The organism is Psychrobacter proteolyticus (assembly GCF_003350005.1).
GTDB lineage: Bacteria > Pseudomonadota > Gammaproteobacteria > Pseudomonadales > Moraxellaceae > Psychrobacter > Psychrobacter proteolyticus.
Genome location: NZ_QLKS01000001.1, coordinates 1,045,559 through 1,072,129 on the forward strand (window position 1 = coordinate 1,045,559; position 26,571 = coordinate 1,072,129).

Consider the following 26,571-nt stretch of genomic DNA (forward strand, 5'->3'; position numbering starts at 1 on the left):
ATGGGAAACGTTAGATATTGTGCTGACCCGTTCCTTAAGACCTAAACCAAGTCTTTGGTGTGGCGCCATGTTTTTATCTTATTGACCAATGCCCAGATGTCGTCCTCTTCTGGACGATTTTGATTGGTAAAGTAATCAAGCAAGTCTGGGTCTTCATGAGTGAGCATTTCTGCAAATGTTGCTTGTTCAGTAGCATCTGCTGTCAGATATAGCTCTTTAACATAAGGATCAATATAAAAATCCAATTCTTTTAATCCGCGGCGAGCTTGATAGATAATACGGCGTTGCTCATTGGTTGGTTCTGGCTGAGTTGTACTTGTCATAGATTTACTCTTATTAATTGAGACAGTTTTATTGGTTTAGATAGTTTAAAAATAGACGTTAAGCATAGTGTATAGAATATTTATAAGCCTAAGAATATTATTGCGCATTTGCGTTTATAAAGTGATATTAACAACGATATTCTGACAGTTGACTCCATAAGGCCACTGCTTGCTGCATCATCGCCACATTATGCGTACGAATGATACTTGCGCCTTGCTGTAAGGCCAATAGCCCAGCTGCCGTTCCTGCCGAATCACGCTCTACCGCTTGCGTCGTACTCACAGCTTCAGCCACACTTTTGGTCAATACTTCTGCTAAAAAACGCTTACGAGAAATGCCAAACATCATTGGCAATCCTAATGTTTGCAAGCTACTCAGCTGGCTTAATAATGCACAGTGATGCTCATAGTTCTTAGCAAAGCCAAAACCTGGATCGATAATGATATTGCTTTGTTTGACACCGATGCTGACTACTTCGTTAATACGGTCGAGCAGCTCTGTACGCACTTCATCGATCACATCGTTATACTGTGCCAGATTATTCATTGTCGTTGGCTCACCGCGCATATGCATTAGCATAACAGGTATATCAAGCTTAGCTGCCAGCTCTGCCGCACCAGTACGTTTCAGTGCTCGTACATCGTTCCAAATGTCAGCACCTTCATTAAACGCTGCCTGCATGACTTCAGGGCTGCTAGTATCAATCGATAACCAAATAGCATCACCACAATACTTACGAATGGCTCGAACCACTGGTACAACTCGTTGTATTTCATCATCAGTCGCCACAGTTTGCGCATTTGGACGAGTAGATTCACCACCGATATCAATAATAGTAGCGCCTTCATTTATCATCTGCTGACAATGAGCGACGGCCTTATCTACTGCGTTAAATTGCCCGCCGTCTGAAAATGAATCTGGCGTTACGTTCAAGATGCCCATGACATGCGGCTGCGACAAATCTAAGGTTTTATCACGGCTAAATACTTGGTAGCTGGGTAAAGGTTGGAATAATGACATGGATAATCCATCACAAGTAAAGTTTATAATGCAGTTTTAATTATTGTTATCTACGCTTATGATACCAGTAAATCTTATAGGGTTCTAAACCCTTCATAAAATGATGACAATAAAAAAAGCCCTCTATCATAAAGGGCTTTTTATCAAATATGGATACACTAGCACTTACATCGCTGGTAATGGCGGCGGAGTAGCTCCAGTTGTTTTAACATCATTTTTCGACAAGTTTACTTCGTTATGCTGGTAAACTCTTGGTGGACGTGGTTCTTCACCTGCTAGGATATCTTGCAGTTGGTCACGATCAATAGTTTCCCAGTTCATGAGTGCATCAACCATCGCATGCATTTTTTCTTGGTTGGCTTCAATCAATTCACGAGCGATATCATACTGCTCTTCTAGCATACGACGCACTTCTTCATCGACCTTCTGCTGCGTGGCTTCTGAGATAGTACGTCCACCACCGCCGAAATATCCTTGTGAATTGTCGTCATCTTCGTACACCATGATACCAAGTGCATCAGACATACCGTACTTCGTGACCATCGCACGTGCCATTTTGGTAGCGCGTTCAAAGTCATTTGAAGCACCCGTCGACATTTGATTGATAAACACTTCTTCAGCGATACGACCACCGAACAAAATAGCAATGTCACTCAACATCTTCGATTTATACATACTGGTCTGATCGTGCTCAGGCAACTGCCAAGTGACACCAAGGGCAAAACCACGAGGCATAATAGTGACTTTATGCACAGGATCTGTACCCGGTAATAGTTCAGCTACTAACGCATGACCTGCTTCATGATACGCAGTCGCACGGCGCTCTTCTTCGCGTATCACCATGGACTTGCGTTCTGGACCCATATACAACTTGTCTTTCGCATCTTCAAAGTCATTCATATCGACGCTGGTCTTGTTACGACGTGCTGCAAATAATGCGGCTTCGTTTACAAGGTTAGCAAGCTGTGCACCACTGAATCCAGGTGTACCACGAGCAAGAGAACTTGCGTCTACACTAATCGTGTTTGGCAATTTCTTCAAATGAACCTTTAGGATTTGTTCACGGCCTTTTATATCCGGCAAGCCTACTTGTACCTGACGGTCAAAACGACCTGGACGCAGTAATGCTTTATCGAGCACATCAGCACGGTTGGTTGCGGCAATAACAATAACGCCTTCATTACCTTCAAAACCATCCATCTCAACCAGTAATTGGTTAAGCGTTTGCTCACGCTCATCATTACCGCCGCCCATACCGGAACCACGATGACGACCAACTGCATCAATCTCATCAATAAAGATGATACAAGGAGCACTTTTCTTCGCCTGTTCAAACATATCGCGGACACGTGATGCACCAACACCGACGAACATTTCAACAAAATCAGAACCTGAAATTGAGAAGAACGGCACTTTAGCTTCACCAGCAATAGCTCTCGCTAGTAAGGTTTTACCCGTACCTGGAGGACCTACCATCAAGATACCACGAGGAATCGTTGCACCCAGTTTGGTAAATTTATCTGGATCACGTAAGAACTCAACCACTTCAACGACTTCTTCTTTGGCTTCTTCACAACCGGCCACATCTTCAAAGTTAACGTTGATTTGATCTTCGGTCAGCATTTTCGCTTTTGATTTACCAAAACTCATTGGGCCGCCGCCTTTACCGCCAGCGCCGCCCTGCATGTTACGCATAAAGAATAAGAACAGACCAATAATCAATAGAATTGGGAAGCTGGCTATCAGTAGTTGCATTAGTACGCTTTGGCGCTTTGGTGCAGTTCCTTGAACTTCGACTTGGTTCTCACGTAGCATTGGCATGAGCTGGTCATCTGACACAGCTGGTCTAATGGTCTCAAAGGATGAGCCATTTTTCTTTTCGCCGGTGATCTGTTCGCCGTCGATCTCGACACTGGCTACTTGGTTTTCTGACACTGCGGTCACAAACTCAGAGTAGTTAAGGTTATCGGGCTCAGAAGATTGATCAAAGCCGCTAAACACCAGCACCAAAACGCCGATTACCACCAGCCACAATAAGGTATTTTTTACCATGTCGCTCACTAGTTATTCCCATCCCTTACTTATTGGTGTGTTTATTAAACACGTGACGTCTATAAACGTATTGCTCATTTTTAACGAATATCCCGATAATAAAAAACTGCTAAATTAAACTTATATGATTTATAGGTAGCCTAAAAATTGTTTTTATAAATAATCAGTATGAGATAAACATAGATATACGATCATTGAGCTTGTAAAACGCTTATTATCAGACGACTTTGCCTAAAACGTATGCTAAAAACAAAGGTAATATACCATGATATGTGGTGCTAACCCGCATAATTCAAGCAGGTTTCACGATTATTCATTTAACAATTGACGCAGCTTTTATATCGCGATAATAACACTTTATGGTGTTTTACCCTCACGCTTACAAGAGCAGCAACCTATTGATGTTAAAACTATTTAATCGCTATCCAAAACATCTCTTTTGAGCGTGGTCGTGACGCACCTGGCTTTATACTACGAATCTTACTAAAATCCTGCTGCATCTGCTTGCGTAATTCTTGTGTACCCTCGCCTTGAAACACTTTCATAATAAGTGCGCCACCTTCTGGTAAGGTTGCAAGCGCGAAGTCTACTGCTAACTCACATAAGTACATCATACGTGGCTGATCGATAGCACTGTTCCCAGCGGTATTGGGTGCCATGTCAGACAATACGACATCGACTTGCCTATCACCCACTTCTGCCATAATGGCATCAAACACTTCAGCTTCACGAAAATCACCCTGAATAAAGGTCACATCAGGCAAGGTATCCATCGCCAAAATATCAGAGGCAATCAAGATACCATCATCACCTACCAATCGACCAGCGACTTGTGACCAGCTACCAGGCGCACTGCCCAAATCTACGACCGTCATGCCTTTTTTGATCAGGTTGGTTTTTTCATTAATCTCTAATAACTTATAAGCGGCACGGGCACGGTAGCCATCTTTCTGAGCTTTTTGTACATAATGGTCGTCAATATGCTCTTTCATCCAAGCACTGCTGCTCTTTGATAGTTTTTTGTTTTCGATACGCGTGGCCAAAATACCTGCTCCTATTGCTTTACTAAATCTAGCTGCTTTAATTGCTCTATCACTTACAAACTGATATTAATCCGTTGCGGATTATTCTAAATACGGTGTTAATCAAATTTTTTATTCATGGTTGGTTGCAAACTGACCAAATTCTATTGGTTAAATAACTGTTTTATAAGGCAGTAGCGTTTATAATGTACCAAACATTCAGTTTAACATTTTCGTCACGTAAAATCGTGCAAAATCCTGCTGATCTCATGCAAGATGGTCACAGATTATCTATAATGATCAATAACTGTTTTTGACAGTACCATTTTTATTTTTACCAACACTTAGGAATTCTATGCAACTCGATAACGCTACCATCAAACGTCTAAAAGGCATCGGTCACGAGCTAAAGCCTATCGTTATGATCGGCAACAAGGGTATTACCCCAACCATTACTGAAGAGATTGATCGTGCGCTAACAGATCATGAGCTTATCAAAGTGAAATTGCCTGCTGGCACGAAAGAAGAGCGTGACATCGTTGGCGCTGAACTTGCTAAAGCGGCTAATGCGTCTTTGGTTCATTCTATTGGTCGTATGGCATTATTACTACGCAAAAACCCAAATGCCAATCCAAAACTGTCTAACCTAGCACGTCACGCACAGTAATATGTCATGCCCGACTAGACTTAAGTGACTGGGTTTTATACTCACTTATATCATAGCCAAACGATAATGAAATACAAAGGCCGCGACGCATCTTGCTCGCGGCTTTTATGTTTTCCGATAGTCTTGGTTATACTTACCGTATAGTATTAGTATCCTTAATCAGTACGATTTCTCTTGTCACTATCACCTCTTTATTACTACCGAGACTTATCAACAATGAAACAATCTTTTAACCTCTGTATAGCCACCGAGACGATAGCGAAAGACGCTCAGCAATTAGGAGTGTCTATAGAAGAGCTTGAGAATATCTCTATCAAAGTAAGTACAGAGATCATCCAGCAACCAGCTTTGCAACTGGGGCTGACCTATCAAGTGACTCTGCCTAGCCAAACTTTAGCAAACCAACTCAATTGGCCAACATGGCAACAAACCCAAGTAAATTTCACTAACTACCTATGGGAAGAAACCTGCCTTGAATGTTTTATTGCTGGCAGTGAGATTGATGGTAGTAAGGTTAATAATGAAGATGTCGTAGCATCTGACCAGACAGAACCTCACAAGATGCCACTTCAGCAAGCAACTGCTTATATAGAGATTAATGCTAGCCCTGATGGTCGTTACGCTGTTTATCAGTTTGAGAGCTATCGCAATCCTTCGATACTACCGCCAGTACCGTTGTATGAGACCGATGGAACCACACGCACATCTGTTGGTTGGCTTAACTGTAAAGAGCTAGCAGATACATCAGGGGAGAGCCATTTATCTAAAACTCCAATGGTAGTACAGACACCTGCTCATTATGAGCGTAGCTTTAGCCTTCCTATAACTCAATTACAGAATCAACAATACACTATTGCAAACATGAGGATTGAACAAATACATCCTTGTGTCATCTTATGGTTTGGCGAGACTGACTTATACTTTGCCCCAGGCCATGCCTCCCCGCCTGATTTTCACAATCGTGACTATTGGCCAAATTTTGAGCTTTGATTCGGTTGTAGAGGCTTTATCTGTTTATTAGACAAATATTAAGTGTAAGAATATTAGTGATATCAGTCTTAGCTATCACTCAAACTAGGTAGCACAGTTTAAAACAAAAAAAACCCAGCAATGTCATAAAGAGCATTACTGAGTTTGGAGAAAACTTTAGTCTTATTTAACTGATGCTTACTTCATTTAACCGATGTTTATTTGTCAGCCATCGCAAGGTAGATACCACGGTCTGATGCATCATCAACATATTGCGAATCACGCCATGTGGTATAGCTATGAACACCACTGTAAGGACTAATGCTATTTTGGCGGAAATCAGATACCCAACCATTGCCATCAAAGATCTGTATATGGCCATGTGGACGGCTTGAACTACGGTTATAGACCACAACATCCCCAACTTGCGGTGACATATCGTTACTGATCTTGGTAAAACCTGCTTGGGCAAGAGTGCCACGAGAAGCATACTGATATGCTGAAGGGTTAGGCGTAAATTCATAACCTGCTGACTGTAGTGCTTTTCGTACATAACGGGCACAATAACCAGAGCTTCTAGACAAAGCCACTCGTGATGCGCGTGCCGCAGCAATAGCAGGTGCAGAATTACTATCAGGGATACGACTTGCTTGCTGCTGACGCTGCTCGTATGATAAGCGGCTAGTAAGTGAGGCTAGCTGATATTCTTTTTGCTTCGCATGAGCACTTAGGTTGTCAATGGCTTGACTGATTTCATCATTGCTATATACATGTGCACCACTGTTAGTGCTATAGATGTTGCGACTAGAACCATAGTTGGCAGAAGTAGAGATATTTGTGATGGTATGACTCAAGGTATTATTTGGTTGAAAGGTTGTCTCGGCAGCACCACTCGTCTGTGCGATACCCATTCCCAATACTGACAAAATTAATAAAGCTTGTTTCATAAATTTACTACCTATTGTTAATACAAGTCTGCTCGTCATCCGTAACGAAGCATCAATTAATTTAGAGGATATAATCATCAAATAGACGTGATAAAATCCCTATTACAACGGTTCATTCTTTGCAAATAGTGACTAGTGCTAGTAGTACCTTCACCTAGTCAACTATCTTATAAGCCATCTGCTATATATTGCTTTTGGCATGTCTGTTATGAGTATCGAGTGTGTCACCTATTAGATGAGTACTTACGATGTCAAAAAAACAACCTAATCGGCTTGCCCAGCTTATAGATCATCAAGCATTTGCTGGTAGCGCGCTACCTCAAACCCTTGCTAAAAACATGCGACTATATATAGAAGCAACCAGCGAGATAAAAGAGCTATTAGTAGACTGTCTACCTGAAGAAATACTCAATACCTGTTGGGTTGTAGGCTTAACACCTGAGCAGTTGATATTAAGTGTTAGCTCAATGACAGCAGCAAATCACATTCGCTATTTACATAGCTCGTATTTGCAAATACTAACAGAGCAGTCAATTACATTTAAACAACTCAAGCAAATTCGCGTCGTTGTGACTAAAAACTCTACTGATAATTACTCATCTAAACAATCATCAGCATCGTTACTGCACTTACCAAATTCTCGTAAAGCCAATGAAAATCAGGCGCTTAGCCAGAACACAAAACGGACTATATCACAGGCTGCTGAGCATGTCACCACTGATGAAAATCTCAAAAAAGCCCTTTTGAGTTTGATAAATCACTAAAAACAAGAAGACTGTAGTGTAAACTTATGTAAACAAAACCCTAAAATAAGATTGAGAATACTAGCTTTTTGTAATTCAATAGACAAAAAAAATCATCCAGCGCCTCTATTCATTATAGAAAGAGAAACGTTGGATGACTTAAAAAATGTTTAAAGCTTTTATATGCTCTAGCCTAGAGCAAAGTAGTAAAAAAATATAGACTTTATATTCATAATATAGAATATTATATAAATGTAACTATAACGTCTCTATGTAATATTGCGTAAATGTTTCGATACTTCGTGTATATTCCTGTATTTATCCTTCAACTACTAAGCCATTTAATGGTAAATACTCAATTGGACAAGTTACATTGTCATCAAAAGTTACAATTTCAAAGTTATCTTCGTCAGATAGTATTTCACGTACTAATAAATTATTTAGAGCATGACCAGACTTATAGGCATTAAAACGACCTAAAATTGGATAGCCAATCAGATGCAAGTCTCCTAAGGCATCTAAAATTTTATGACGGACAAACTCATCGTTAAAACGTAAGCCTTCTACATTAAGTATATTATCATCATCAATAACGATGGCGTTTTCCATACTACCGCCCAATGCTAGGTTATTTTGACGTAGCGCCTCTATATCACGTAAAAATCCAAAAGTACGCGCAGTACTTAACTGTTCAATGAAGTTTTGTGTAGAGAACTGCAACTGTGCGTGCTGAAAGTTCTTATCGAACGCAGGATGATCAAAATCAATTTCGAAATTTAATTCATACCCTTCATAAGGACGTAACTCTGCCCATTTATCTTCTAGTTTTACTCGTACAGGACGTATGATTTTAATAAATTTCTTGGCCGCTTCTTGCTCACAAAATCCTGCATCAAGTAAGAGCGCAACAAAAGGCGCAGCGCTACCATCCATAATTGGTATCTCTGAAGCAGAAACACGAATTAACAGATTGTCTACCCCTAGACCAGCGATGGCACTGAGCAGATGCTCAACGGTGCCCACTCGTGTACCACCAAACACTAGGTTCGATGACATCATCGTGTCTTGTACTAAAAACGCACTCGCTGGAATTGGTTGACTACCTTCTATATCAGAGCGCTCGAAAACAATACCAGTGTCAATCGGCTGTGGATGAAACTCCAAGTCAACAGGCTGACCACTATGTAGACCAGTACCCGTAACGGCTATTGCTGTTTTTATGGTTCTTTGGTTCATGGCTGTCTTCTCACATATTTTGTTACAATTGACATAGTGTACCATTACCGACCCCTTATTCGCTATATATAAAAAGCGCTAATTCTCTTATCTCTTTGATTGATAACACTTATCGTCAATATTATATTACTGATTTTTACTCTATATGACCTATCTAATGCTATAAAACAACGAGCATCATATAAACTTTGGAAAACTATAAATACTTAAATCACATATAAGATTGTCATAATTTTTCTTATAGGAAACGACTCACTTTCTTTAAACACAAAAAAACCAGCGTTAAAACGCTGGCTTTTTCTTACTCACAGTAATTTAGAAGTACTATTTATTCTGTTGACGCTTTAAATAGTCTTGGATACTGTTTGTTTTAGTCTTAGGCTGCTCTTGAGGTGCGCTTGCGCTAGGACGTACAACGCTATCTTGATACTGCTGAGCTTGTGACTGCTTCTGACTGTTTAAAGCGCTGGTATGCACGTTAGGATCGACAGGTTGCGTGCTATTAACAGAAGGTACTGGCTGCTCTACTACTTCTGGCTCTTGACCTGCATTTTCATCTAACGTTAAGCCAGTTGCGATGACGGTTACATGTAAGTCGTCACCCATTTTTTCATCGATGACAGAACCGTAGAAAATGTGAGCGTCGTCGATATCAGTAATTTCTTCGACTATTGCACTGATTTTGCTCATCTCATCTAGTGACAATGACTCTGAAGAAATAACGTTAACCAGTAGACCTTTTGCATTTTCTAAACGCAAATCATCAAGTAGTGGTGATCTTATGGCTTTTTCAGTCGCTTGACGCGCACGATCATCACCGCTGGCACGGCCAATACCCATCATCGCATGACCTTTAGCAGTCATTGCCGTACGGATATCGTTAAAGTCAATGTTGATCATACCTTCGCTAGCGATGGTTTCCGCAATACCTTGAACGGCATGCAGCAATACATCATCTGCTTTTTTAAACGCATCTTGCATAGAGATGTTGCCGTATACACTCATCAACTTATCATTCGGAATCGTGATAATTGAGTCAACGAAGTTAGTCAGCTGCTCAATACCTGCTTTAGCAGCTTTGATACGTTTACCACCTTCGAATTTGAATGGCGTGGTCACAACCGCAACTGTTAGCACTTCCATTTCTTTCGCAATACGAGCAACAACTGGCGCTGCACCTGTACCAGTACCGCCGCCCATACCAGCAGTAATAAATACCATATCTGAATGCTCAAGCAATGCGCGAATCGCTTCTTCTTCGCTCTCTGCTGCTTCACGACCCACTTCTGGATTTGCCCCTGCCCCTAGACCACGGTTCGTTTTTGCACCCAGTTGCAGTTTGTGCGGTGCAGTAAGACGATCTAGCGCTTGTTTATCTGTATTGGCACAAACGAACGTTACACCTCTGATGCCTTGCTGTACCATATGTTCAACTGCATTACCGCCGCCGCCACCAACACCGAATACAGTGAAGCTTGCTTGGCCATTGTTTTGAAGCTGATTATCATCTGGCATGGTGTATTTTGACATAAAAAAGATTCTCCAGTTGCAGATAGCGTGTAAGTCGATACATAGTAACGCACTCATGTGGCGCGCTATCGACATACTATATATAAATGTATTTAAATAAAACAGGGTATGGCTAAAATCGATCAGTATAGACAATAATATGTCATTATCACTTAATACTTTATTTTTAAAACTAATTTATTCGCAACGTTACTTTATTTTCTTGTTTAACCAACTTAGAGACACTCCATAATGTATGGATACTCTAGATACAACGTTAAACAGGTCTATAATATTTTCTTTAAAACATTTGCAAACCGTTGACCCGCACTCCGAAATACGCCTGATACTCGATTGTTTTGAATCGCTTCGGGTTCGCTTTTTTCGCTACGGCGGAATTGCTCACTCTGACTGTATAATAGTGTACCAAAAGCCGTCTGATAAGCGCGATCATTCACTTGACTGTTTAGTAGCTTAAACGACTCATCATTATCAAAATGATTATAAGCGCTGATAGCAGGATGAGTGTTGGTCAGTACGACAGGCATTTTTAGTAGCTTTTTGGCAAAGGGTATCATACCTTTAATCGTACTACCGCCGCCAGTCAACACAATCCCTTTATCGATATAGCCTATCAAACCTGCTTCGTGTAATTGACGCGCTACTTCAGTAAATATCTGAACGTAACGAGCCTCAATGATGCGTGCCAAGTTATAGATGCCAATATTAATTTCGTCGCCCGATCCTTGAGGTTTGAACAAAAAGAATGCACTTGGATCCACACTATTGACATCAACTGTACCATGAGACTTCTTCAGTTTTTCAGCTTCAATCATAGAGATACCAAAATCAGCTGAAATATCCATCGTCACTTCATGACTGCCTGTTGCTATACAATGTGTAAAAATCAGTTTATTCTCTTTATACACACAAATGCTGGTCGTACTAGCACCAATATCTACCAAGCAAACCCCTTGCTGGCGTTCCTCAGTCATCAAACTATACTCAGCACTAGTCACTGCATCAAAGACAATATGATCAATGCCGACGTCACAACTTTGCAATAGTTTCTGGATATTCTGACGGCTAGCAACAGGCATCATCATCATGTGGTACATCACGGTGATATTGTGTGCCATCATCTCGATGACATCATCCACCATAAAATCTTGCTCATCGACATAGATACCTTGCTGACAGCAATGCATCAAATAATAGTCAGATGATAAATCACGCGATTTTGCATTGGCCAATGCTTGTACCATATCTTTGGCACGTACAACTTCATCTTCTACTTTAACCTCTCCAGCACTGTTTTTGCTAGATAGCTCAGGGGTTGCAAGCGTTAACCAAACACTATGCACACGGCAGTTAGCGGTGTCTTCTGCTTCTTGAATGGCTTGCTTGATAGCACCTTGCAGACGTTCACGATGCTTTATTTGACCTTGATAAAAATCGCTGTTTTTAACTTGTCCTACGCCTAAAATACGAATGTCTTTTGCAGAGACAACATTGCCTATGACGACATACACTGCCGTGGCACTTAGATGGACAACAACCAGATTTTCATTATTTTTCATGGTACCAGACAAATTATCGCTAAACAGAAGAGCAAGTGATGCCCTTCTATTAAATCATTAAAAAAAGCGTTACTAATACGCTATGATGTTGTACATATTTTCTTCAAACTAAATAAACCATATTAGCTCACATCGATTATTCATAGATGTAGTGCTTACTTAGGCTATTCTGATTCAGCACTCTGTGTCACATTCCAAGCGATGGTAAAGCCATTTTTGTATCGTAGATCTACAGACTGCATTTCATCTCGACGCGTACTTAACTGATTGCCAAGCAGTTGGCTTAAATTCAGCAGTTTTTGTGCCGTGTTTTCATTGTCTACAATCACACGTAATCCATTATCAAAGCGAATTAGCCAAGTCATTCTCGGTGACAGAATGATATCTTCGACCTGCATACCAAGCGGTGCATACCAATCATTAACTTGCTGCATCTGTTGCATAATAACTGGCGCTTGAGACATCTCGCCCTGTAAGGTCGCAAAACGTTCTTGTGTTAAATCTCTGCTATCAGCAGGAACAAATACAGCCCCTTTTGCATCGACCAAACGTTCTGTACCAAAATTAGCAACTGCTTGTTTTGGCAGTGCGTTGACGACGATACCACGTTGCCAATCACGAGAGATGCTCACTTGGTCTACCCAAGCTAAGCCCATCGTAATGTCTCGCAATGCCTGCAAATCAGAAGTAAAGAAGCTACTTATTTGTTGTTGTTCCATCACTTCTTGCAATGAGCGATACTGAGCAGCAGACAAACCTTGATTACTCACATAAATGTTTGCTGGCGGTGCATCACGCAATGCTTTGCCGCCCATCATTAATATTAGCACTAACAAACCTAAGACTAGTATCATAAATAGATACTTTACCGTTGCCGGTACTTGGAGATTAGACTTTGGGCGACCGGCTTTATCACTCATCAAGTCAGTTACCTCGTTGACAGTTTGAGCCATAACGACCTTTGTCCCTATATATGATATGCATAAAACCGATCATGCTATTTATTGATATAAATCTGCTCACTTTTAGCAGAAGCTAATTAAGTCGGTATCTTATCAAATTTTATTAAAAATATGGCTTATATACCGTTGCGACACCCATTTAAACGTAACACTTTTCTTAAATCATGAATAAGTTATCAGTTATATATGGAAAAGAAATCAATAGCACCAAAATAGACTTATTCTTACAATATTAACGTATTTTGTGGTGAAACAATAGCCTATCGCTAGCGAGCAGCAGTGAATTTACACAAGTTTACAGGAAGCTGTGTTATAGAAGCTCTACTGACACAAATATAATCATTTCTCAATTGAATACAATCAATCTAATAGCTGCAACGTTTGCGCTAAAATATGCCAGCATAGCGCGTCAAAATCCAATCCACGAGCTTTGGCTGCCATCGGAACCAAACTGTGACTGGTCATACCTGGTACGGTATTGATTTCGAGTAACCAAAAATTACCTGCTTCGTCTTGCATGGCATCGATACGCCCCCACCCTTTTGCATCTACTGCACGAAATGCCGCAAGGCTTAAGTCTTGCAAGTGCTTTTCATCAGCAGCGCTCAATCCACAGGGGATGTAGTAACTGGTATCGTTACGATTATACTTGGCTTCAAAATCATAGAAATTAGTAATGTCAGCTGGTTCGAGACGAATAACTGGATAGGCTTCGTCATCGATAATCACAATCGTAAATTCACGTCCTGTAATCCAGCGCTCAGCCATCACCGCATCACCACATTCCACTGCAGTTGAATAAGCAGCAGGCAGCTCGTCAAGGTGATTGACCTTTGTCATGCCAATACTTGAACCTTCATGAACTGGCTTAATGATAAGCGGCAGACCTAACATGTTAACTACTTGCTGCCAGTCAGTATCAGCTGTCAGCAATGAGAACGGTGCAGTTGAGAGGCCACAGCCTTGCCACAGTTGCTTGGTACGTACTTTGTCCATACCTAGTGCAGAAGCTAGAATACCTGAGCCTGTCTGAGGTATATCAAACCACTGTAATACGCCTTGCAACAAGCCATCTTCGCCGCCACGACCATGTAAAACATTAAACACGCGATCATATTTGCGTAGCTCAGTAATGTCTTGATGCTTTGGATCAAAGTGAGTGGCATCAACGCCTTGGTTTTGAAGCGCTTGCAATACTGCCGCACCACTGTCCAAAGACACGCTACGCTCATTGCTACTGCCACCATAAATAACGGCTACTTTGCCAAACTGACTGGCGTCTTTTGCATGAGTCGTCGTGTCTAAAGATGTATCATTGGTAGCTGTATTTTGAGTGCTATTATTGTCTTTATTATCAGTTGTCATGAGGATCGTCCCTAAATTTTAGCTTACTTAATATAAAGGTTATTGGCAGCCAAATCGATAGCAATTTGCCCGACATTACCAGCGCCTTGGGTAATCAGCATGTCGTTGGCTTTTAACAAACGCTGCATAACAGGGGCTAGATTGTCTTTATCAATAATAGTCGGTTCAACTTCACCGCGCAAACGGATACTGCGCGCTAGTGACTTGGTATCAGCGCCCGTAATCGGACTCTCACCTGCTGAATAAACATCTAATAATAATAGCTCATCAACACTCGATAGCACTTCTACAAAATCATCGTAGCAATCACGGGTACGGCTATAACGATGCGGCTGAAATAGCATCACTAAACGACGATCAGGGAAACTTTGGCGAGCGGCTTTAATGGTCGCATCAACTTCTTTTGGATGATGACCATAATCATCAATCAGTAAGACATTGCCATCATCAATGTCGACAGAAGCGTGCTGCTCAAAACGACGGCCCACGCCTTCAAATTTTTGCAAGGCACGCTCAATAGCTGCATCATCAACGCCTTCATCGGTCGCCATCGTAATTGCAGCAAGAGCATTATAGACGTTATGTGTACCAGGTATGTTCAACGTCAGGCGTAATGGTTCACGGTCACGGCGCAATACGGTAAAGTGAGTTTTGGTTCCTTCTGTCACTAAGTCTACAGCCTGTACGTCATTGAACGGCTCAAGACCAAAGGTCAATACTGGACGACCGATATCATCAATCATTGCATACAGCTCAGGGTCATCACCGCAGACCACTGCCAAACCGTAAAACGGCATGTTTTGTAAAAACTGGATATAAGCGGCTTTTAATTTATCAAAGCTGTTTTCGTAGGTTTCCATATGGTCTTGGTCGATGTTGGTCACAATCGCGGCCATCGGATGCAATGACAAAAACGATGCATCAGACTCATCAGCCTCTGCTACCAAGAAACGGCTGCTACCCAATGCCGCATTTTTGCCTGACGCATTTAACTTACCGCCGATGACATACGTCGGATCTAATTGTCCTTCTGCCATCATGGTGGTGAGCAAACTTGTCGTTGTCGTTTTGCCATGCGCGCCCGCAACCGCAATACCATGACGATAGCGCATTAGCTCACCAAGCATATCGGCGCGGCGTACCACCGGCAGACGAGCTTCAAGCGCTGCTTTTACCTCAGGGTTGCTACGATCAATCGCTGATGAGACAACGATAACATCGGCATTGGCAATATTTTTGGAGTCATGGCCAATCGATATCTCAATACCAATCTGCTGTAATCGTTTAGTCACCAAGCTTTCTGCGATGTCAGAACCACTGACCTGATAGCCTTGATTATTCATCACCTCAGCGATACCGCACATGCCTGAGCCACCAATACCGATGAAATGCAAATGCTGAATGCGGCGCATTTCTGGTATTTCAATCAAACGCTTAGGTAGAGCTTTCGCAGAGGTAGGCATAAGGATCTCTCTTTATTAAAGGTCAATAAAACTTAGTAAATTCAAATAAGGGGTATGAGCGACAGACTATAGCGCTTGCCAAATGATATCAGCAACTTGTTTACTCGCACTACGGTTGGCCAATGCGTGGCCTTTTTTTGCCATGGCTAAGCATTTCTCTCGATTGAGTGCGCCAAGCTCATCACTTAGACTCTTGGCAGTTAGCTCTGACTGCGGTGATAGAATTGCAGCATCATGTGAGGTCAGCGTGCGGGCATTGGCCGTCTGATGGTCATCCACTGCATGCGGTAGCGGTACAAAAATAGCGGCGATGCCGACGTTTTGAATTTCGGTCACGGTCAATGCACCTGCGCGGCAAACGATGATGTCTGCCCAGTTATACGCCGCAGCCATATCATTAATAAAGGGCTGTACAGTAAACTGATGGTTGTTTAGGTTTTGCTCGCTATAAGCCGCTTGCGTGGCTGCTTCATTGTTGCGTCCGCACTGGTGTAGGACTTCAAATGGCTGATCTAGTAATGCCAATGCCTTTGGTACTGTATCATTTAATACCTGAGCGCCAAGTGAACCGCCGACTACCAACAGCTTAAGCGGTGAACTGTCATTTACATCGTAGCGTACCGTTGGCTCTGCGACACCAGTAATGGCGTTACGCACAGGATTGCCCACTGTCTCAAGCTTGGCATCTTGCTGACTATTAGCAAAGGTATTCTCGAACGCTTGTAATGTTTTGGTCGACAGTTTAGATAGGTAGCGGTTGCTCATGCCAGCGATGGCATTTTGCTCATGGATAATCAACGGGGTATTAGTCATACGTGCAGCGATACCGCCGGGTGCAGTGACATAACCACCGAATCCAACGACCACATCAATCTGATTACTACGAATCACTTTTACGGCTGCCATCGTTGCGGATAACAGAGTCATTGGTAGCTTTAATAGTCGACCAACGCCTTTACCACGAAGCCCTTGCATATTAATAGCATGAAAAGGATAGCCCGTCGGCTCAACCAAACCGTTTTCCATACCGTTTGGCGTTCCTAACCAATGAATCACCGCACCGCGCTGGGTCAGCTCGTCGCTCACTGCAAGCGCTGGAAAAACATGCCCGCCCGTACCAGCTGCCATCATCAATATGTGCGGTGTTTTCATGAACGCCTGCCTATCTTTACTTTATTTATATGAAGGGTTTATCTCACTGCGGCGGTAACAATTATGAAAAATAATGACCTAGCCAAAGCCCGCATAGTATAGAGGAAATCATTGTCTTATATACAGTACTTTATGCAGCAAAAATAACAAAAATCCAAGCCATGATCGGTCACGGCTTGGCGTCGTGTAATGCTAATAAACGGTAAGGAAAATCAATGACTAACAATACCTCAAAATATGGGTTTTACGTAGTCAAAATATTCCTGAACTCAAAACTTTCCTGAACATAGCGAAAGCTACGCAGTAAATTTATTCTCAATCGCCATGATAAAGTCGGTCGCGATATCTGTACCGCACTGGTCATCAATCTCACGTACGCACGTTGGGCTAGTGACGTTAATCTCAGTGATACGTCCACCGATCAAGTCTAGACCAACGAACATTAGGCCTTTTTCTTTGACGATTAGTGCCACAACTTCTGCTACTTGACGTTCAATATCAGTCAATGGCATGGCAACACCGCTACCACCAGCTGCTAGATTACCACGGGTCTCGCCTTTGGTTGGAATACGAGCCAAACTATAATCTACCACGACTCCATCGACGATCAATACGCGTTTATCGCCCTCTTTGATTTCTGGCAAATAACGCTGCGCCATGATGGGCAGAGTCTCAAGCTCAGTCAGTATCTCTAACGTCACTCCGATGTTTGGGCTATCAGCAGTTAAACGAAAGATGCCAGTGCCGCCCATACCATCTAATGGCTTGACGATGACGTCCTGATGTTCAGCGATGAATTTACGAATGTGTGCTTGTTTGCTAGTCACAATCGTTGGGCTCATATAACCGCTAAACCACGTCGCAAATAACTTTTCATTGCAGTCGCGAATCGCCTGTGGGTCATTGACCACGAGTATGCCTGCTGCTTTGGCATGGTCTAGCATATAAGTGGCATAAATAAAGCGCATATCAAACGGTGGATCTTTGCGCATCAAAATCACGTCATAGTCGCTGACTGGCCCTGTGCCTTTCTCACCCAACGTATAGAAATCTGCAGGATCACGCTTTACTGTCAGTGGCTGCGTATCAACCATCAACTGACCACGGTTCAACCACAAGTCATGAATCTGACAGTAACCAAGCTGATGGCCACGGTCTTGAGCGGCCCACATCATAGCGAGACTGGTGTCTTTTTTATAATTGACTCGCTCGATAGGATCCATAATAACGAGTATTTTTAGCGATTTTTCTTGTTTTCGTTGGCTCATGATAAGACTCACTTACGTTATATTGTTGATATGAAATACACCTATTAAACAACATCAGTGCCCAACTATACGCCGTACTGCTCACGGTAGTGTTGCATTTTGGCTAACTGGGTCGCGTCTTTATGCTGGCCGTTTTGTGCACCATGGTCATCGGCCAAATAACTGATTAAATCATCAATATCGACCAATGCACGTACGGGCACTTCTAGTGTCGCGGCAAGCTCTTGAATAGCAGAGTGCTCTGCTTGACCTTTTTCTTTACGATCAAGTGCGACGATAATACCAGCAACGCTTGCGCCTGCTTGCTCTAAAATCTCGACCACTTCGCGCATGGCTGTACCCGCTGTGATGACGTCATCAAGTACCCAAACTGCTTTGCCGGTTACGTCAGCACCTACCAAATTGCCGCCTTCGCCGTGGGTTTTGGCTTCTTTACGGTTATAGCCCCATTTGGCATTAATGCCATGATGTAGCCATAACGCTTGCGCTGTCGCTGCGACAAAAGGGATACCTTTGTAAGCCGCACCAAAGATGACCAGCTCTTGCTCATTATCGCCATTATTTGCACCCATTTGTTCAGCTAAGGCATCTGCATAACCACGCGCTAGTAACGACAGCATCTCGCCCGTCGCAAGCAAACCTGCATTAAAAAAATACGGACTGATACGACCAGACTTGAGGACAAACTCACCGAATTTAAGTACTTGGTTGTCGAGAGCCAGTTGAATAAATTGATGAGATGAAAACGTAGGGTCTTGAGGGCGTGTTACATGAGACATTATGACATTCCTATCAGCAAAAAGAGGGGACAAAAAATTTGCATTATTGTACGCATTATTGATCAGCTTGACCAACCATTGATCTCATAATCCTGCATATTGGCATAGCGATTCAGCAAACCACTACGCGATGAGATATTAAAATAGCTTTGTCCATCTGCTCGGACTTGTATCTCCCAGCCCAAATGATAAGCGGCAACAATAATATGACCAGCAAATAGTCGAATCTGACGATATGCGTGGCGCTGTGACGGCTCACAAATGATCTGACTGAGCAAATAGCTACGCATATGCTGACATATTTCTGCGGCGCTATAACTATGATTGATACTCTTACGGGTACTACATTGCTTCAGCACATGGACGGCCACACTACATGCCATGATATCCGTGGCCAAACTGCCCTCGCCTGTTTCAAACTGCTGCGGTTGTAGTATCACTTGCCAATCGTCGGCATACAGACTATTGAGCAGCTCATCAGGATTATAACGTTTGGTCAATGCGCGCATAGATGATGCAGGATTTTGAGCTTTGCTGTCATTATTTGAGTCATTATCTGAATCGTTGTTTGACTCAACCCCTGTAGCGCTATCAGTCGGCAAAAACCCATAACGGTTCAGTTTTGGATAAGCCCGAATTGCCTGTTGAATATCCGACATGTCTAACAATGTCATATCCGATAATGTCGGTATTAGTGGCTGCTCACTATGATTCTGATAAAAGCTATCCGGCAATTCGATAAGCTGTGCCGCATTAAGCAATGATAAATGCTCAGCCAGTGCTTCTGAAGCAATCAGCGACCATTTCGATAAGCTGTCTGCATTGGGCTGATAGAACCGCGTAGAGTTACCATAAAGCCTGCGCAATTGACCATTCAGGCGACGAGCAGGCTCAGGAATATCACTTAATGGTCTGGCAGGGTCAAGAGGAGATTGTTTGGGATCAAAGTTAGGATGTACGATCGCAGGTTGCTGCGAATCAGCTAATCTAGACGATTGCTCAGCCTTTTTTTGGACATGACCTTCTGCCAGCTGCCCGCCTTCTGTTGCCAGATTAGCATGAGACAAACGGTCATCAGAAGTAGAAGGCTGGGACATGAAATCTCCATAAACTATAAAACAAATAAAAACGATTACACCAAGGGCTATTTTACTCTGTAGGGCTTAACTATAAAGGCTTACTCTTGTTGATTTAAGATATCTCGGTAGCCTGTCTGCCAATCAGCATAATCAAGCCAAGCTAACGGAATGTTGCTGTGCAAGCGTTTTCCTGTCACTGAAGTTTTTGTATTATCAATAGTAGGAGGTGTCTCGCCAACCTGCTCACTGAGCCAAACCCCTAGCTCAAACGTAGTAACAGGTCGATAGTCCGTCGCTAGATAGACAGACTTTGGTGTCTCTATCGTCAACACTTTAGTGATGATATTGACCAAGTCGCGATCCATAATGCGATTGCTCCAATGCTCAGCTGGCACTGGCTCTTTATTTGACTCACGAGCCTTGCGTAGCCGCATTAAGCGCTCGCGACCGTAGATACCACTAGGGCGAATAATAATAGCTTTATCATCAAAGCCTTGTTGCAGCGCTTGTTCCGCTTGCAATATGACCTTTGACGCAGCGCGCGCTGGCGTGACAGGTGAAGTATGCTCATCAATCCACTCACCATTGTCTTGACCATAGACACCAGTAGAAGAAATGAATACCACACGGTCAAGTTTGGTAAGCTGTGGAGCAAGCGTTGCCAAATGCTGAATAATCGCTAGATAACTATTGTGATAACCGCTGGTCGAATACTCGTCAGGGGTGACGATAACAGCAATATGAGTAAATGCTTGCAGTTGCTCAGTCGTCAGCGTCAACGCATCAGCCTGCACAAAATCGGCGCTATCTAGCAACTCATAGTGGTGGCGCTCACTACGAGCCAGCCCAGTCACACAATAGCCATCTTGGGCAAGTTTATTGGTCACTGGCAGGCCAATATCACCTTGCCCAATAATTAGTAAATTTTGCGTACTCATAAAGCATGTCTTCCTTTATACAACTTCCTTTATACAACCATTACAGCACTTAGAAGCCATTTTGTATAAATTAATGCCTAAATCAACGGCTAAATCAGTGTCTAAACCAATATCTAAATCAGTGCCTAAAAATACCGTCTGTACGATAGCTGTATATCATCGTTGGCATCGATACGTTCTTGCCATTCGTAATTTGCATTAATACGTAGGGCTTGTTTTTTATCAATGTCGTATTGCAGCCCTAAGCTTGAGATTGGTTGCCAATAATGGCCACGGACGTTGGTTTCATCGCTGCTGCCATGATACCAATATGGCAATTGCAATTCAGCTTGCGCGCGTAACTGATTGTTAATCTGATAACGGCAGCCAGCATTGATGCCTGCGCCTAGACGAAAACCTTTATTGATACCTCGTCCTACTTGCCCTGTACCTGCCAAAAACGTATAGCACAGTTGCGGCGGTATCTCACCAGTACCTGCGGCTGGTGTACCAAATGCCCATGACCAGCCTTTTTCGTAACCCACGCTACCGACCAAATGATCCGTACCTGCCTCTTGCGATCCATCGTTTACTCGCCTCGCCTCGATACTAGCGCCCCAAGTATTGCCTTTTTTGGCTGCATTGACTGGATTAAAAGAGCGGCCTCGAATCAAAGTGACATTTTGCAAGACCACACTGTCTGGCTGGTTGGGCTTACTGTCATCTGTGTCATACAGTCGTAATGTCGCAGCCAGCCCTTCTAAGTTAAAGAATTGTGGATACCCTGAGGCGTGGTCAAGCGTATCATGAAACCCCGCTCGAAACCCAATATCCATATAGTCATCGTCGCCACGCTGCCCTATACCTATCGTGCCCAATTGTAGCGGATGCCTGTCTATTGGATTATTATCCGATACGTCGATTTGACGCTTGAGTAGTGTTTGCCCATCGGCTGACATGCTCGATAGAGGGTTAAGCTGCGCAGACTTGATCTCATTCAAGGTTTGTTTAGCACTATTATGATAGCCCAACTGCGCACGCTGTTGTTTTTTCTCATTAAGCTGAGCTTGACGTACGGTATTATCAGCAGGCGTATAAATGGTACTTGCCAGCAACTGCTCATCATTTAATAGTTGAATCACATCAGAAGGCACGACTGCGTAAGACAATTGGCTCAGTAAGTTTTGCTGCGGACGGACCACATCAATAAGACGTAGAATCTCAGAAGCACAATTATCCGTGGTGAAATAATAAGGCATCTTTAACGATTTGGTTTCCCAAACGTGGCGCATAATCTGCTGCACTTCCGCGGGCGTCAGACTCAACTGATATGTCCACGTATCACGTTCATCATCTTGCAGGTATTTCGCTAGCATCTCTGGATATGGGTCAATTTCGATAGCGCTGTTGTAACTACCAATCATTGACTTAGTAGCATATATCGGGAAGCTGTCGTTTGGATCACCGTCTACCGTATAGTTCAGCGCATAAGCCTTATCGATTTGATTTGGATCAGCGATACTCACTTTTGAGTCAATGCGTAGCAGCGTATGAGCAAATGCAGAGAGCGGGTTGTCCAAGTACTCCTGCGCAAACATAATAGATAGCTGCTCAGGTGCAATGGTCTGCATCCACTCATCCAATTCTGGACACTCAGCAGATAGACTTGCAGCATCGATCGCTAGCACCTCTGCTAACCACGCCACTCGTGCTGGAAAACGACATAAGACAGAATTATTATTGGTATCAGTTTTGGCTTGGTCGTTATCAGTCGCTGATGATGCCAACTCTTGCGCAAGTGCTACGAGCATCGCGTCTAACTCTGCACCTGAATCTCGTTGACCATTTTTACTTAAAAAAAAGCTCGGATCATCAACCAAACTCTCGGTTTTCTTTTTACCGAATACACTGTTTTTATTATCGTAAAAATACAATAAGCGTCGCCATGTTGTATGCTGTGCCAACTTGTCTGCTTTTACTTGTTGACGCCATGTTGATAGCAGCTGCTCTGTCGCTAAGCTTGATTCAGATAAAGTACTATTTTGAATGTTAGGTTCAGTACTATTTTGAATATTAGGTTCAGTACTATTAATATTGTCCGGCTCAGATAATGCATCTGAATTAGAATAAGTAGGTGCTGTGCTAGATGCGTCAGGTGACAATGCATCTGATTCAAGGACAGACAGCGGCGTTGGTAGAAATGCCTGCGTTTGAGCTGAGAGTAACAGCCCTGCTATAGCCAGTGGTAGACGTGCTCGCAGGCCAATGGTCATTAGCGTACAATCGATAGGTATGGACGTCAGTTTTATAGACATGAGTTAAAATCTCGCACGTTATTATTCATACGCTATCAGCGTTATTAAAGTTTCTGGGTCAAAAAATTAAACACGTCGTCCACTATCGTTTAGCTATTTAGATAGATTGTCTATCGCACCATTATCAATACTAGTATAAAAAGAGAGCATTATGCCTGCATCATTGCCAAACTCATCATCTACGTCGCCAATGACTATCAAAGATGGTCTACTATCAGCAGCCACTTGGCTAGCCTCACCTAATTACAATGTAAGGCCAAAAGGTTTAAGTATTGACGCCATCGTCGTACACAATATCAGCCTACCACCGAATGAATTTGGCGCCTGCGACACTAGTGGCACGCATTATGTAAAAGCATTATTTACCAATCAATTAGACTGGGATGATCATCCTTACTTTCAAACAATTAAAGGCGCAGAAGTATCAGCGCACTTGTTTATCGAACGTGATGGCGCTATCACTCAGTTTGTCAATTTCAACGAACGGGCGTGGCATGCTGGGCGGTCTAGCTATTTGGGTCGACCTGAATGTAATGATTATAGCATTGGTATCGAGCTTGAAGGGTCGGATTTTGTGTCCTTCACCTCTGCTCAATATGAGCAGCTAGCCGAAGTAATTGCCGCCATCTATAAGGCCTATCCCAAAACACGTCGCCACTTAACAGGCCATAGCGATATCGCGCCTGGGCGTAAGACTGACCCTGGTGATTATTTTGAATGGGCAAGGTTGCGCCAGTTAGTGGCTGATGCAACGAAAAACGATACACCCTCGCATAAGTGATTTCCACACTCAATCCATTTATCTCAATGGTGAAAGTGATATAATTCGTCAGTTTTTTATCCATATCACATCAGCACATAACTCAATATACAACTTAGCAAGATAGGTTCTCATGGCAAAAAGTCGGTTATTTCGTTCAACCATGGTGGTCAGCAGTATGACCATGTTATCGCGTATTTTAGGTTTGGTACGTGATGTTGTATTGCTAGGGGTTTTCGGTGCAGGTGGTTTGATGGATGCCTTTTTGGTCGCCTTCAAAATTCCAAACTTCTTACGACGATTGTTTGCAGAAGGTGCGTTTAGCCAAGCTTTCGTGCCAGTACTGTCCGAATACAAAGAAAAGTACAGCTTACAGCAAGTGCAGATTTTGGTCAGTCGAACCTCGGGCGCATTATTGCTAGTGCTATCGATGCTTACGGTAGTCGTCATCTTAATCGCACCTTGGGTGGTGACGTTGTTTGCCCCTGGGTTTGCCGATCAACCCAACAAATTTGCCATCACTGCTGAATTACTGCGTCTTACCTTTCCGTATTTGCTATTCATCTCTATGACAGCCTTTGCGAGTGGTATTCTGCAAAGCTACGGTCGTTTTGCCGCACCCGCCTTTGCGCCCGTGTTATTGAACCTGTGTATGATTGGTGGGGCGCTGATTTTTGCGCCAATGTTTGATACACCCATCATGGCGCTTGGCTATGCCGTTGCTATCGCAGGTTTGCTACAGTTTTTGATTCAACTGCCGCAGCTCTGGCAACAAAAGCTGCTTGTCGCACCAAAGATTGATTTTCAGCACGAAGGCGTTCGTCGGATTTTGAAACTGATGTTACCTGCTATCTTTGGTGTTTCTGTTACTCAGATTAATTTACTATTAAACACCATCTTTGCCTCGTTAATGATTGGCGGTTCCGTCTCTTGGCTCTACGCAGCTGAACGTATGAGCGAGCTGCCGTTGGGTCTGATTGGTGTGGCGATTGGTACCGTCATATTACCAAGCCTATCAAAAAGCGAAGCTCAAAAAGACGACGTCAGTTTCAAAAAAACCATCGACTGGGCAGCACGCCTTATCATCTTAGTCGGTGTGCCCGCCTCGGCTGCCCTATTTGTACTGGCAGATGTATTGATGCAAGCACTATTTTTACGCGGTGAGTTTACCTTACGTGATGCCCAGATGAGCTCACTGGCCCTACGTAGTATGGCAGGTGGTATCTTAGGATTTATGCTTATTAAGATCTTTGCTCCTGCATTCTTTGCGCGGCAAGATACCAGAACCCCTGTCAAAATCGGCATCATCTCTGTCATCGCCAATATGATCTTTAGCGTTATTTTTATCGGGATATTCTATTTCTTAGAGATACCGTTACATGGTGGTCTGGCATTGGCTACGACTGGCGCTGCTTTTGTAAACGCAGGCTTGCTATATTACTTCTTGCACAAGCGTGATATTTTCCGTTTTGGTCCTCATTGGAAAAAGCTGTTTACGCAGTTTGCTATCTCGACTGGCTCTATGATTGGCGTGCTTTATTTTATGCTCCCTTACTTCCCTACCGATCAGGCTCAGTGGCAGCGTATCGTCGCGCTGATTATTATGTGTGCCGTCGGGGCGCTGGTTTACGGTGTGGTATTGCTAGCGACAGGGTTCCGTCCGCGTCAGCTAAAGCACGGTTAGGGTAACGTATAGGCAAACTTATGACGGGCTTACGAAACCAAAACAAGCCTGTTATGAGAAATGACACTGCACGCTGCTAATAATTGTCATAATAGATCACTAATGAATAAATGACATTTGAGGTTTAATATGACAACGAAACAGCCAATCTTTCAGCGCTTACCAATTTTGCTGGCAACTGGTGTACTAAGCACTGGACTCCTTATTAGCGGCTGTAGCAATAATGAAACGGCTGAAACTGCTACCGATAATGAAGATGTGGCAGCGACCGTTGATACCTCAGAAGACGTCACATTAGACAATGATACAACTGACCAAGCGATGAATGAGGACAGTGCTAGCGGGACTGACGAAATTACAGATAGCGCTGAAGATAAGACAGCGATTGATAGTGACAATGTTAATCCAGTCACCGATGCGACCAAACAGAAAAGCTTAGTAACCAATCCAACTCAAGTCGGTACGCCAGAGGATACTGTCAAGCAAGCCCTAAACAGCTTATATTATGGTGACGTGAAGGATGCGGCGTCATATTACCAAGTCGACATGGCAAACTTTGAAGAAGAGCTTGCCAACACCCAGTCTGCATTTCAACAAACGGTGGATGGCGTTACGATTACTAATACCAAATACAATGATGACAAAACTCGTGCCACCATTACTGGCGAGCTGATGCTAAAAGGACAGAGCGAACCTGCACCATTGACCTACCAGCTACAGAAGATAGAAGGTCAATGGAAGATTTTAGGTTAGAGCAT

The 26,571-nt window shown here is 43.0% G+C and carries 23 protein-coding genes; 6 read left to right on the forward strand and 17 right to left on the reverse strand.

The features are described from left to right. Positions 1 to 41: 41 nt before the first annotated feature. The 4 genes from DXK30_RS04315 to DXK30_RS04330 form a co-directional block, all read right to left on the reverse strand. Positions 42 to 323: an FAD assembly factor SdhE gene (locus DXK30_RS04315; protein ID WP_057761419.1), complete on the reverse strand. Its 282-nt coding sequence runs from the start codon at positions 321 to 323 to the stop codon at positions 42 to 44. Between the two features lie 127 nt (positions 324 to 450). Next, positions 451 to 1,344, reverse strand: coding sequence for a dihydropteroate synthase (gene folP / locus DXK30_RS04320; protein ID WP_114700599.1), 894 nt, complete (start codon positions 1,342 to 1,344; stop codon positions 451 to 453). A 165-nt stretch (positions 1,345 to 1,509) separates the two neighbouring features. Beyond that, positions 1,510 to 3,405: an ATP-dependent zinc metalloprotease FtsH gene (gene ftsH, locus DXK30_RS04325; protein ID WP_114700600.1), complete on the reverse strand. Its 1,896-nt coding sequence runs from the start codon at positions 3,403 to 3,405 to the stop codon at positions 1,510 to 1,512. 401 nt (positions 3,406 to 3,806) lie between these two features. After that, positions 3,807 to 4,439, reverse strand: coding sequence for an RlmE family RNA methyltransferase (locus DXK30_RS04330; RefSeq protein WP_057761424.1), 633 nt, complete (start codon positions 4,437 to 4,439; stop codon positions 3,807 to 3,809). Positions 4,440 to 4,773: 334 nt separating this feature from the next. Here DXK30_RS04330 and DXK30_RS04335 point away from each other — a divergent pair, with 334 nt between their 5' ends. Together DXK30_RS04335 and DXK30_RS04340 are read left to right on the forward strand one after the other, a co-directional pair. Further along, positions 4,774 to 5,085, forward strand: coding sequence for a YhbY family RNA-binding protein (locus tag DXK30_RS04335; RefSeq protein WP_057761426.1), 312 nt, complete (start codon positions 4,774 to 4,776; stop codon positions 5,083 to 5,085). 216 nt (positions 5,086 to 5,301) lie between these two features. Beyond that, positions 5,302 to 6,075 (forward strand): DOMON domain-containing protein, encoded by a 774-nt coding sequence (locus DXK30_RS04340; protein ID WP_114700601.1) that lies wholly within the window; start codon positions 5,302 to 5,304, stop codon positions 6,073 to 6,075. Positions 6,076 to 6,272: 197 nt separating this feature from the next. On the opposite strand, the gene DXK30_RS04345 is transcribed toward DXK30_RS04340, so the two are convergent. Beyond that, complete coding sequence (locus tag DXK30_RS04345) at positions 6,273 to 7,001, reverse strand: CHAP domain-containing protein (RefSeq protein ID WP_114700602.1); 729 nt, start codon at positions 6,999 to 7,001, stop codon at positions 6,273 to 6,275. Between the two features lie 248 nt (positions 7,002 to 7,249). On the opposite strand from DXK30_RS04345, the gene DXK30_RS04350 reads away from it, so the two are divergent. Then, the gene (locus DXK30_RS04350; RefSeq protein WP_114700603.1) at positions 7,250 to 7,765 is read left to right on the forward strand and encodes a hypothetical protein; all 516 of its coding nucleotides are present in this window, start codon (positions 7,250 to 7,252) and stop codon (positions 7,763 to 7,765) included. 297 nt (positions 7,766 to 8,062) lie between these two features. Here DXK30_RS04350 and lpxC read toward each other — a convergent pair whose 3' ends face one another. From lpxC to DXK30_RS04410, 12 genes are all read right to left on the reverse strand, one after another. Continuing rightward, positions 8,063 to 8,980: a UDP-3-O-acyl-N-acetylglucosamine deacetylase gene (gene lpxC / locus DXK30_RS04355; RefSeq protein ID WP_201507834.1), complete on the reverse strand. Its 918-nt coding sequence runs from the start codon at positions 8,978 to 8,980 to the stop codon at positions 8,063 to 8,065. Positions 8,981 to 9,304: 324 nt separating this feature from the next. After that, positions 9,305 to 10,510 (reverse strand): cell division protein FtsZ, encoded by a 1,206-nt coding sequence (gene ftsZ / locus DXK30_RS04360; RefSeq protein WP_114700697.1) that lies wholly within the window; start codon positions 10,508 to 10,510, stop codon positions 9,305 to 9,307. Positions 10,511 to 10,776: 266 nt separating this feature from the next. After that, the gene (gene ftsA / locus DXK30_RS04365) at positions 10,777 to 12,069 is read right to left on the reverse strand and encodes a cell division protein FtsA (RefSeq protein WP_114700605.1); all 1,293 of its coding nucleotides are present in this window, start codon (positions 12,067 to 12,069) and stop codon (positions 10,777 to 10,779) included. A 164-nt stretch (positions 12,070 to 12,233) separates the two neighbouring features. Next, complete coding sequence (locus DXK30_RS04370; RefSeq protein ID WP_114700606.1) at positions 12,234 to 13,022, reverse strand: cell division protein FtsQ/DivIB; 789 nt, start codon at positions 13,020 to 13,022, stop codon at positions 12,234 to 12,236. A 369-nt stretch (positions 13,023 to 13,391) separates the two neighbouring features. After that, the gene (locus DXK30_RS04375) at positions 13,392 to 14,396 is read right to left on the reverse strand and encodes a D-alanine--D-alanine ligase (protein WP_227670819.1); all 1,005 of its coding nucleotides are present in this window, start codon (positions 14,394 to 14,396) and stop codon (positions 13,392 to 13,394) included. Positions 14,397 to 14,419: 23 nt separating this feature from the next. Beyond that, positions 14,420 to 15,859, reverse strand: a complete 1,440-nt coding sequence (gene murC, locus DXK30_RS04380; RefSeq protein WP_101205772.1) for a UDP-N-acetylmuramate--L-alanine ligase — start codon at positions 15,857 to 15,859, stop codon at positions 14,420 to 14,422. A 66-nt stretch (positions 15,860 to 15,925) separates the two neighbouring features. Further along, complete coding sequence (gene murG, locus DXK30_RS04385; protein WP_114700607.1) at positions 15,926 to 17,011, reverse strand: undecaprenyldiphospho-muramoylpentapeptide beta-N-acetylglucosaminyltransferase; 1,086 nt, start codon at positions 17,009 to 17,011, stop codon at positions 15,926 to 15,928. A gap of 296 nt (positions 17,012 to 17,307) precedes the next feature. After that, positions 17,308 to 18,279 carry a glutathione synthase gene (gene gshB, locus DXK30_RS04390; RefSeq protein WP_114700608.1) on the reverse strand — a complete coding sequence of 324 codons (972 nt, stop codon included), beginning with the start codon at positions 18,277 to 18,279 and terminating at the stop codon, positions 17,308 to 17,310. A 65-nt stretch (positions 18,280 to 18,344) separates the two neighbouring features. After that, complete coding sequence (pyrE, locus tag DXK30_RS04395; protein WP_114700609.1) at positions 18,345 to 19,058, reverse strand: orotate phosphoribosyltransferase; 714 nt, start codon at positions 19,056 to 19,058, stop codon at positions 18,345 to 18,347. A gap of 62 nt (positions 19,059 to 19,120) precedes the next feature. Next, positions 19,121 to 20,155 carry a hypothetical protein gene (locus DXK30_RS04400; RefSeq protein ID WP_114700610.1) on the reverse strand — a complete coding sequence of 345 codons (1,035 nt, stop codon included), beginning with the start codon at positions 20,153 to 20,155 and terminating at the stop codon, positions 19,121 to 19,123. A gap of 80 nt (positions 20,156 to 20,235) precedes the next feature. Further along, on the reverse strand, positions 20,236 to 21,075 hold the full coding sequence (locus DXK30_RS04405) for an SDR family oxidoreductase (protein ID WP_114700611.1): 840 nt from the start codon (positions 21,073 to 21,075) through the stop codon (positions 20,236 to 20,238). A 125-nt stretch (positions 21,076 to 21,200) separates the two neighbouring features. Continuing rightward, entirely contained in the window at positions 21,201 to 23,369 is a 2,169-nt protein-coding gene (locus DXK30_RS04410) for an Lnb N-terminal periplasmic domain-containing protein (RefSeq protein ID WP_114700612.1), read from the reverse strand. 151 nt (positions 23,370 to 23,520) lie between these two features. Between DXK30_RS04410 and ampD the strand changes: the two genes are divergently transcribed. From ampD to DXK30_RS04425, 3 genes are all read left to right on the forward strand, one after another. Then, a complete protein-coding gene (ampD, locus tag DXK30_RS04415; protein WP_114700613.1) occupies positions 23,521 to 24,150 on the forward strand; it encodes a 1,6-anhydro-N-acetylmuramyl-L-alanine amidase AmpD in 630 nt (209 codons plus the stop codon). Between the two features lie 112 nt (positions 24,151 to 24,262). After that, entirely contained in the window at positions 24,263 to 25,813 is a 1,551-nt protein-coding gene (murJ, locus tag DXK30_RS04420; RefSeq protein WP_057761456.1) for a murein biosynthesis integral membrane protein MurJ, read from the forward strand. A gap of 129 nt (positions 25,814 to 25,942) precedes the next feature. After that, complete coding sequence (locus DXK30_RS04425) at positions 25,943 to 26,566, forward strand: hypothetical protein (RefSeq protein ID WP_114700614.1); 624 nt, start codon at positions 25,943 to 25,945, stop codon at positions 26,564 to 26,566. Positions 26,567 to 26,571: the final 5 nt, after the last annotated feature.

Excerpts from the sequence above, each read along its gene's own strand:
- folP (WP_114700599.1), bottom strand. The coding sequence starts at position 1,344 with ATGTCATTATTCCAACCTTTACCCAGCTACCAAGTATTTAGCCGTGAT.
- ftsZ (WP_114700697.1), bottom strand. The coding sequence starts at position 10,510 with ATGTCAAAATACACCATGCCAGATGATAATCAGCTTCAAAACAATGGC.
- pyrE (WP_114700609.1), bottom strand. The coding sequence starts at position 19,058 with ATGTCTCATGTAACACGCCCTCAAGACCCTACGTTTTCATCTCATCAA.
- DXK30_RS04425 (WP_114700614.1), top strand. The coding sequence starts at position 25,943 with ATGACAACGAAACAGCCAATCTTTCAGCGCTTACCAATTTTGCTGGCA.
- murG (WP_114700607.1), bottom strand. The coding sequence starts at position 17,011 with ATGAAAACACCGCACATATTGATGATGGCAGCTGGTACGGGCGGGCAT.
- lpxC (WP_201507834.1), bottom strand. The coding sequence starts at position 8,980 with ATGAACCAAAGAACCATAAAAACAGCAATAGCCGTTACGGGTACTGGT.
- DXK30_RS04350 (WP_114700603.1), top strand. The coding sequence starts at position 7,250 with ATGTCAAAAAAACAACCTAATCGGCTTGCCCAGCTTATAGATCATCAA.
- DXK30_RS04375 (WP_227670819.1), bottom strand. The coding sequence starts at position 14,396 with ATGACAACTGATAATAAAGACAATAATAGCACTCAAAATACAGCTACC.
- DXK30_RS04340 (WP_114700601.1), top strand. The coding sequence starts at position 5,302 with ATGAAACAATCTTTTAACCTCTGTATAGCCACCGAGACGATAGCGAAA.
- gshB (WP_114700608.1), bottom strand. The coding sequence starts at position 18,279 with ATGAGCCAACGAAAACAAGAAAAATCGCTAAAAATACTCGTTATTATG.
- DXK30_RS04335 (WP_057761426.1), top strand. The coding sequence starts at position 4,774 with ATGCAACTCGATAACGCTACCATCAAACGTCTAAAAGGCATCGGTCAC.
- murJ (WP_057761456.1), top strand. The coding sequence starts at position 24,263 with ATGGCAAAAAGTCGGTTATTTCGTTCAACCATGGTGGTCAGCAGTATG.
- DXK30_RS04405 (WP_114700611.1), bottom strand. The coding sequence starts at position 21,075 with ATGAGTACGCAAAATTTACTAATTATTGGGCAAGGTGATATTGGCCTG.
- ampD (WP_114700613.1), top strand. The coding sequence starts at position 23,521 with ATGCCTGCATCATTGCCAAACTCATCATCTACGTCGCCAATGACTATC.
- DXK30_RS04345 (WP_114700602.1), bottom strand. The coding sequence starts at position 7,001 with ATGAAACAAGCTTTATTAATTTTGTCAGTATTGGGAATGGGTATCGCA.
- DXK30_RS04315 (WP_057761419.1), bottom strand. The coding sequence starts at position 323 with ATGACAAGTACAACTCAGCCAGAACCAACCAATGAGCAACGCCGTATT.
- ftsA (WP_114700605.1), bottom strand. The coding sequence starts at position 12,069 with ATGAAAAATAATGAAAATCTGGTTGTTGTCCATCTAAGTGCCACGGCA.
- murC (WP_101205772.1), bottom strand. The coding sequence starts at position 15,859 with ATGCCTACCTCTGCGAAAGCTCTACCTAAGCGTTTGATTGAAATACCA.
- DXK30_RS04410 (WP_114700612.1), bottom strand. The coding sequence starts at position 23,369 with ATGTCTATAAAACTGACGTCCATACCTATCGATTGTACGCTAATGACC.
- DXK30_RS04370 (WP_114700606.1), bottom strand. The coding sequence starts at position 13,022 with ATGGCTCAAACTGTCAACGAGGTAACTGACTTGATGAGTGATAAAGCC.
- DXK30_RS04400 (WP_114700610.1), bottom strand. The coding sequence starts at position 20,155 with ATGTCCCAGCCTTCTACTTCTGATGACCGTTTGTCTCATGCTAATCTG.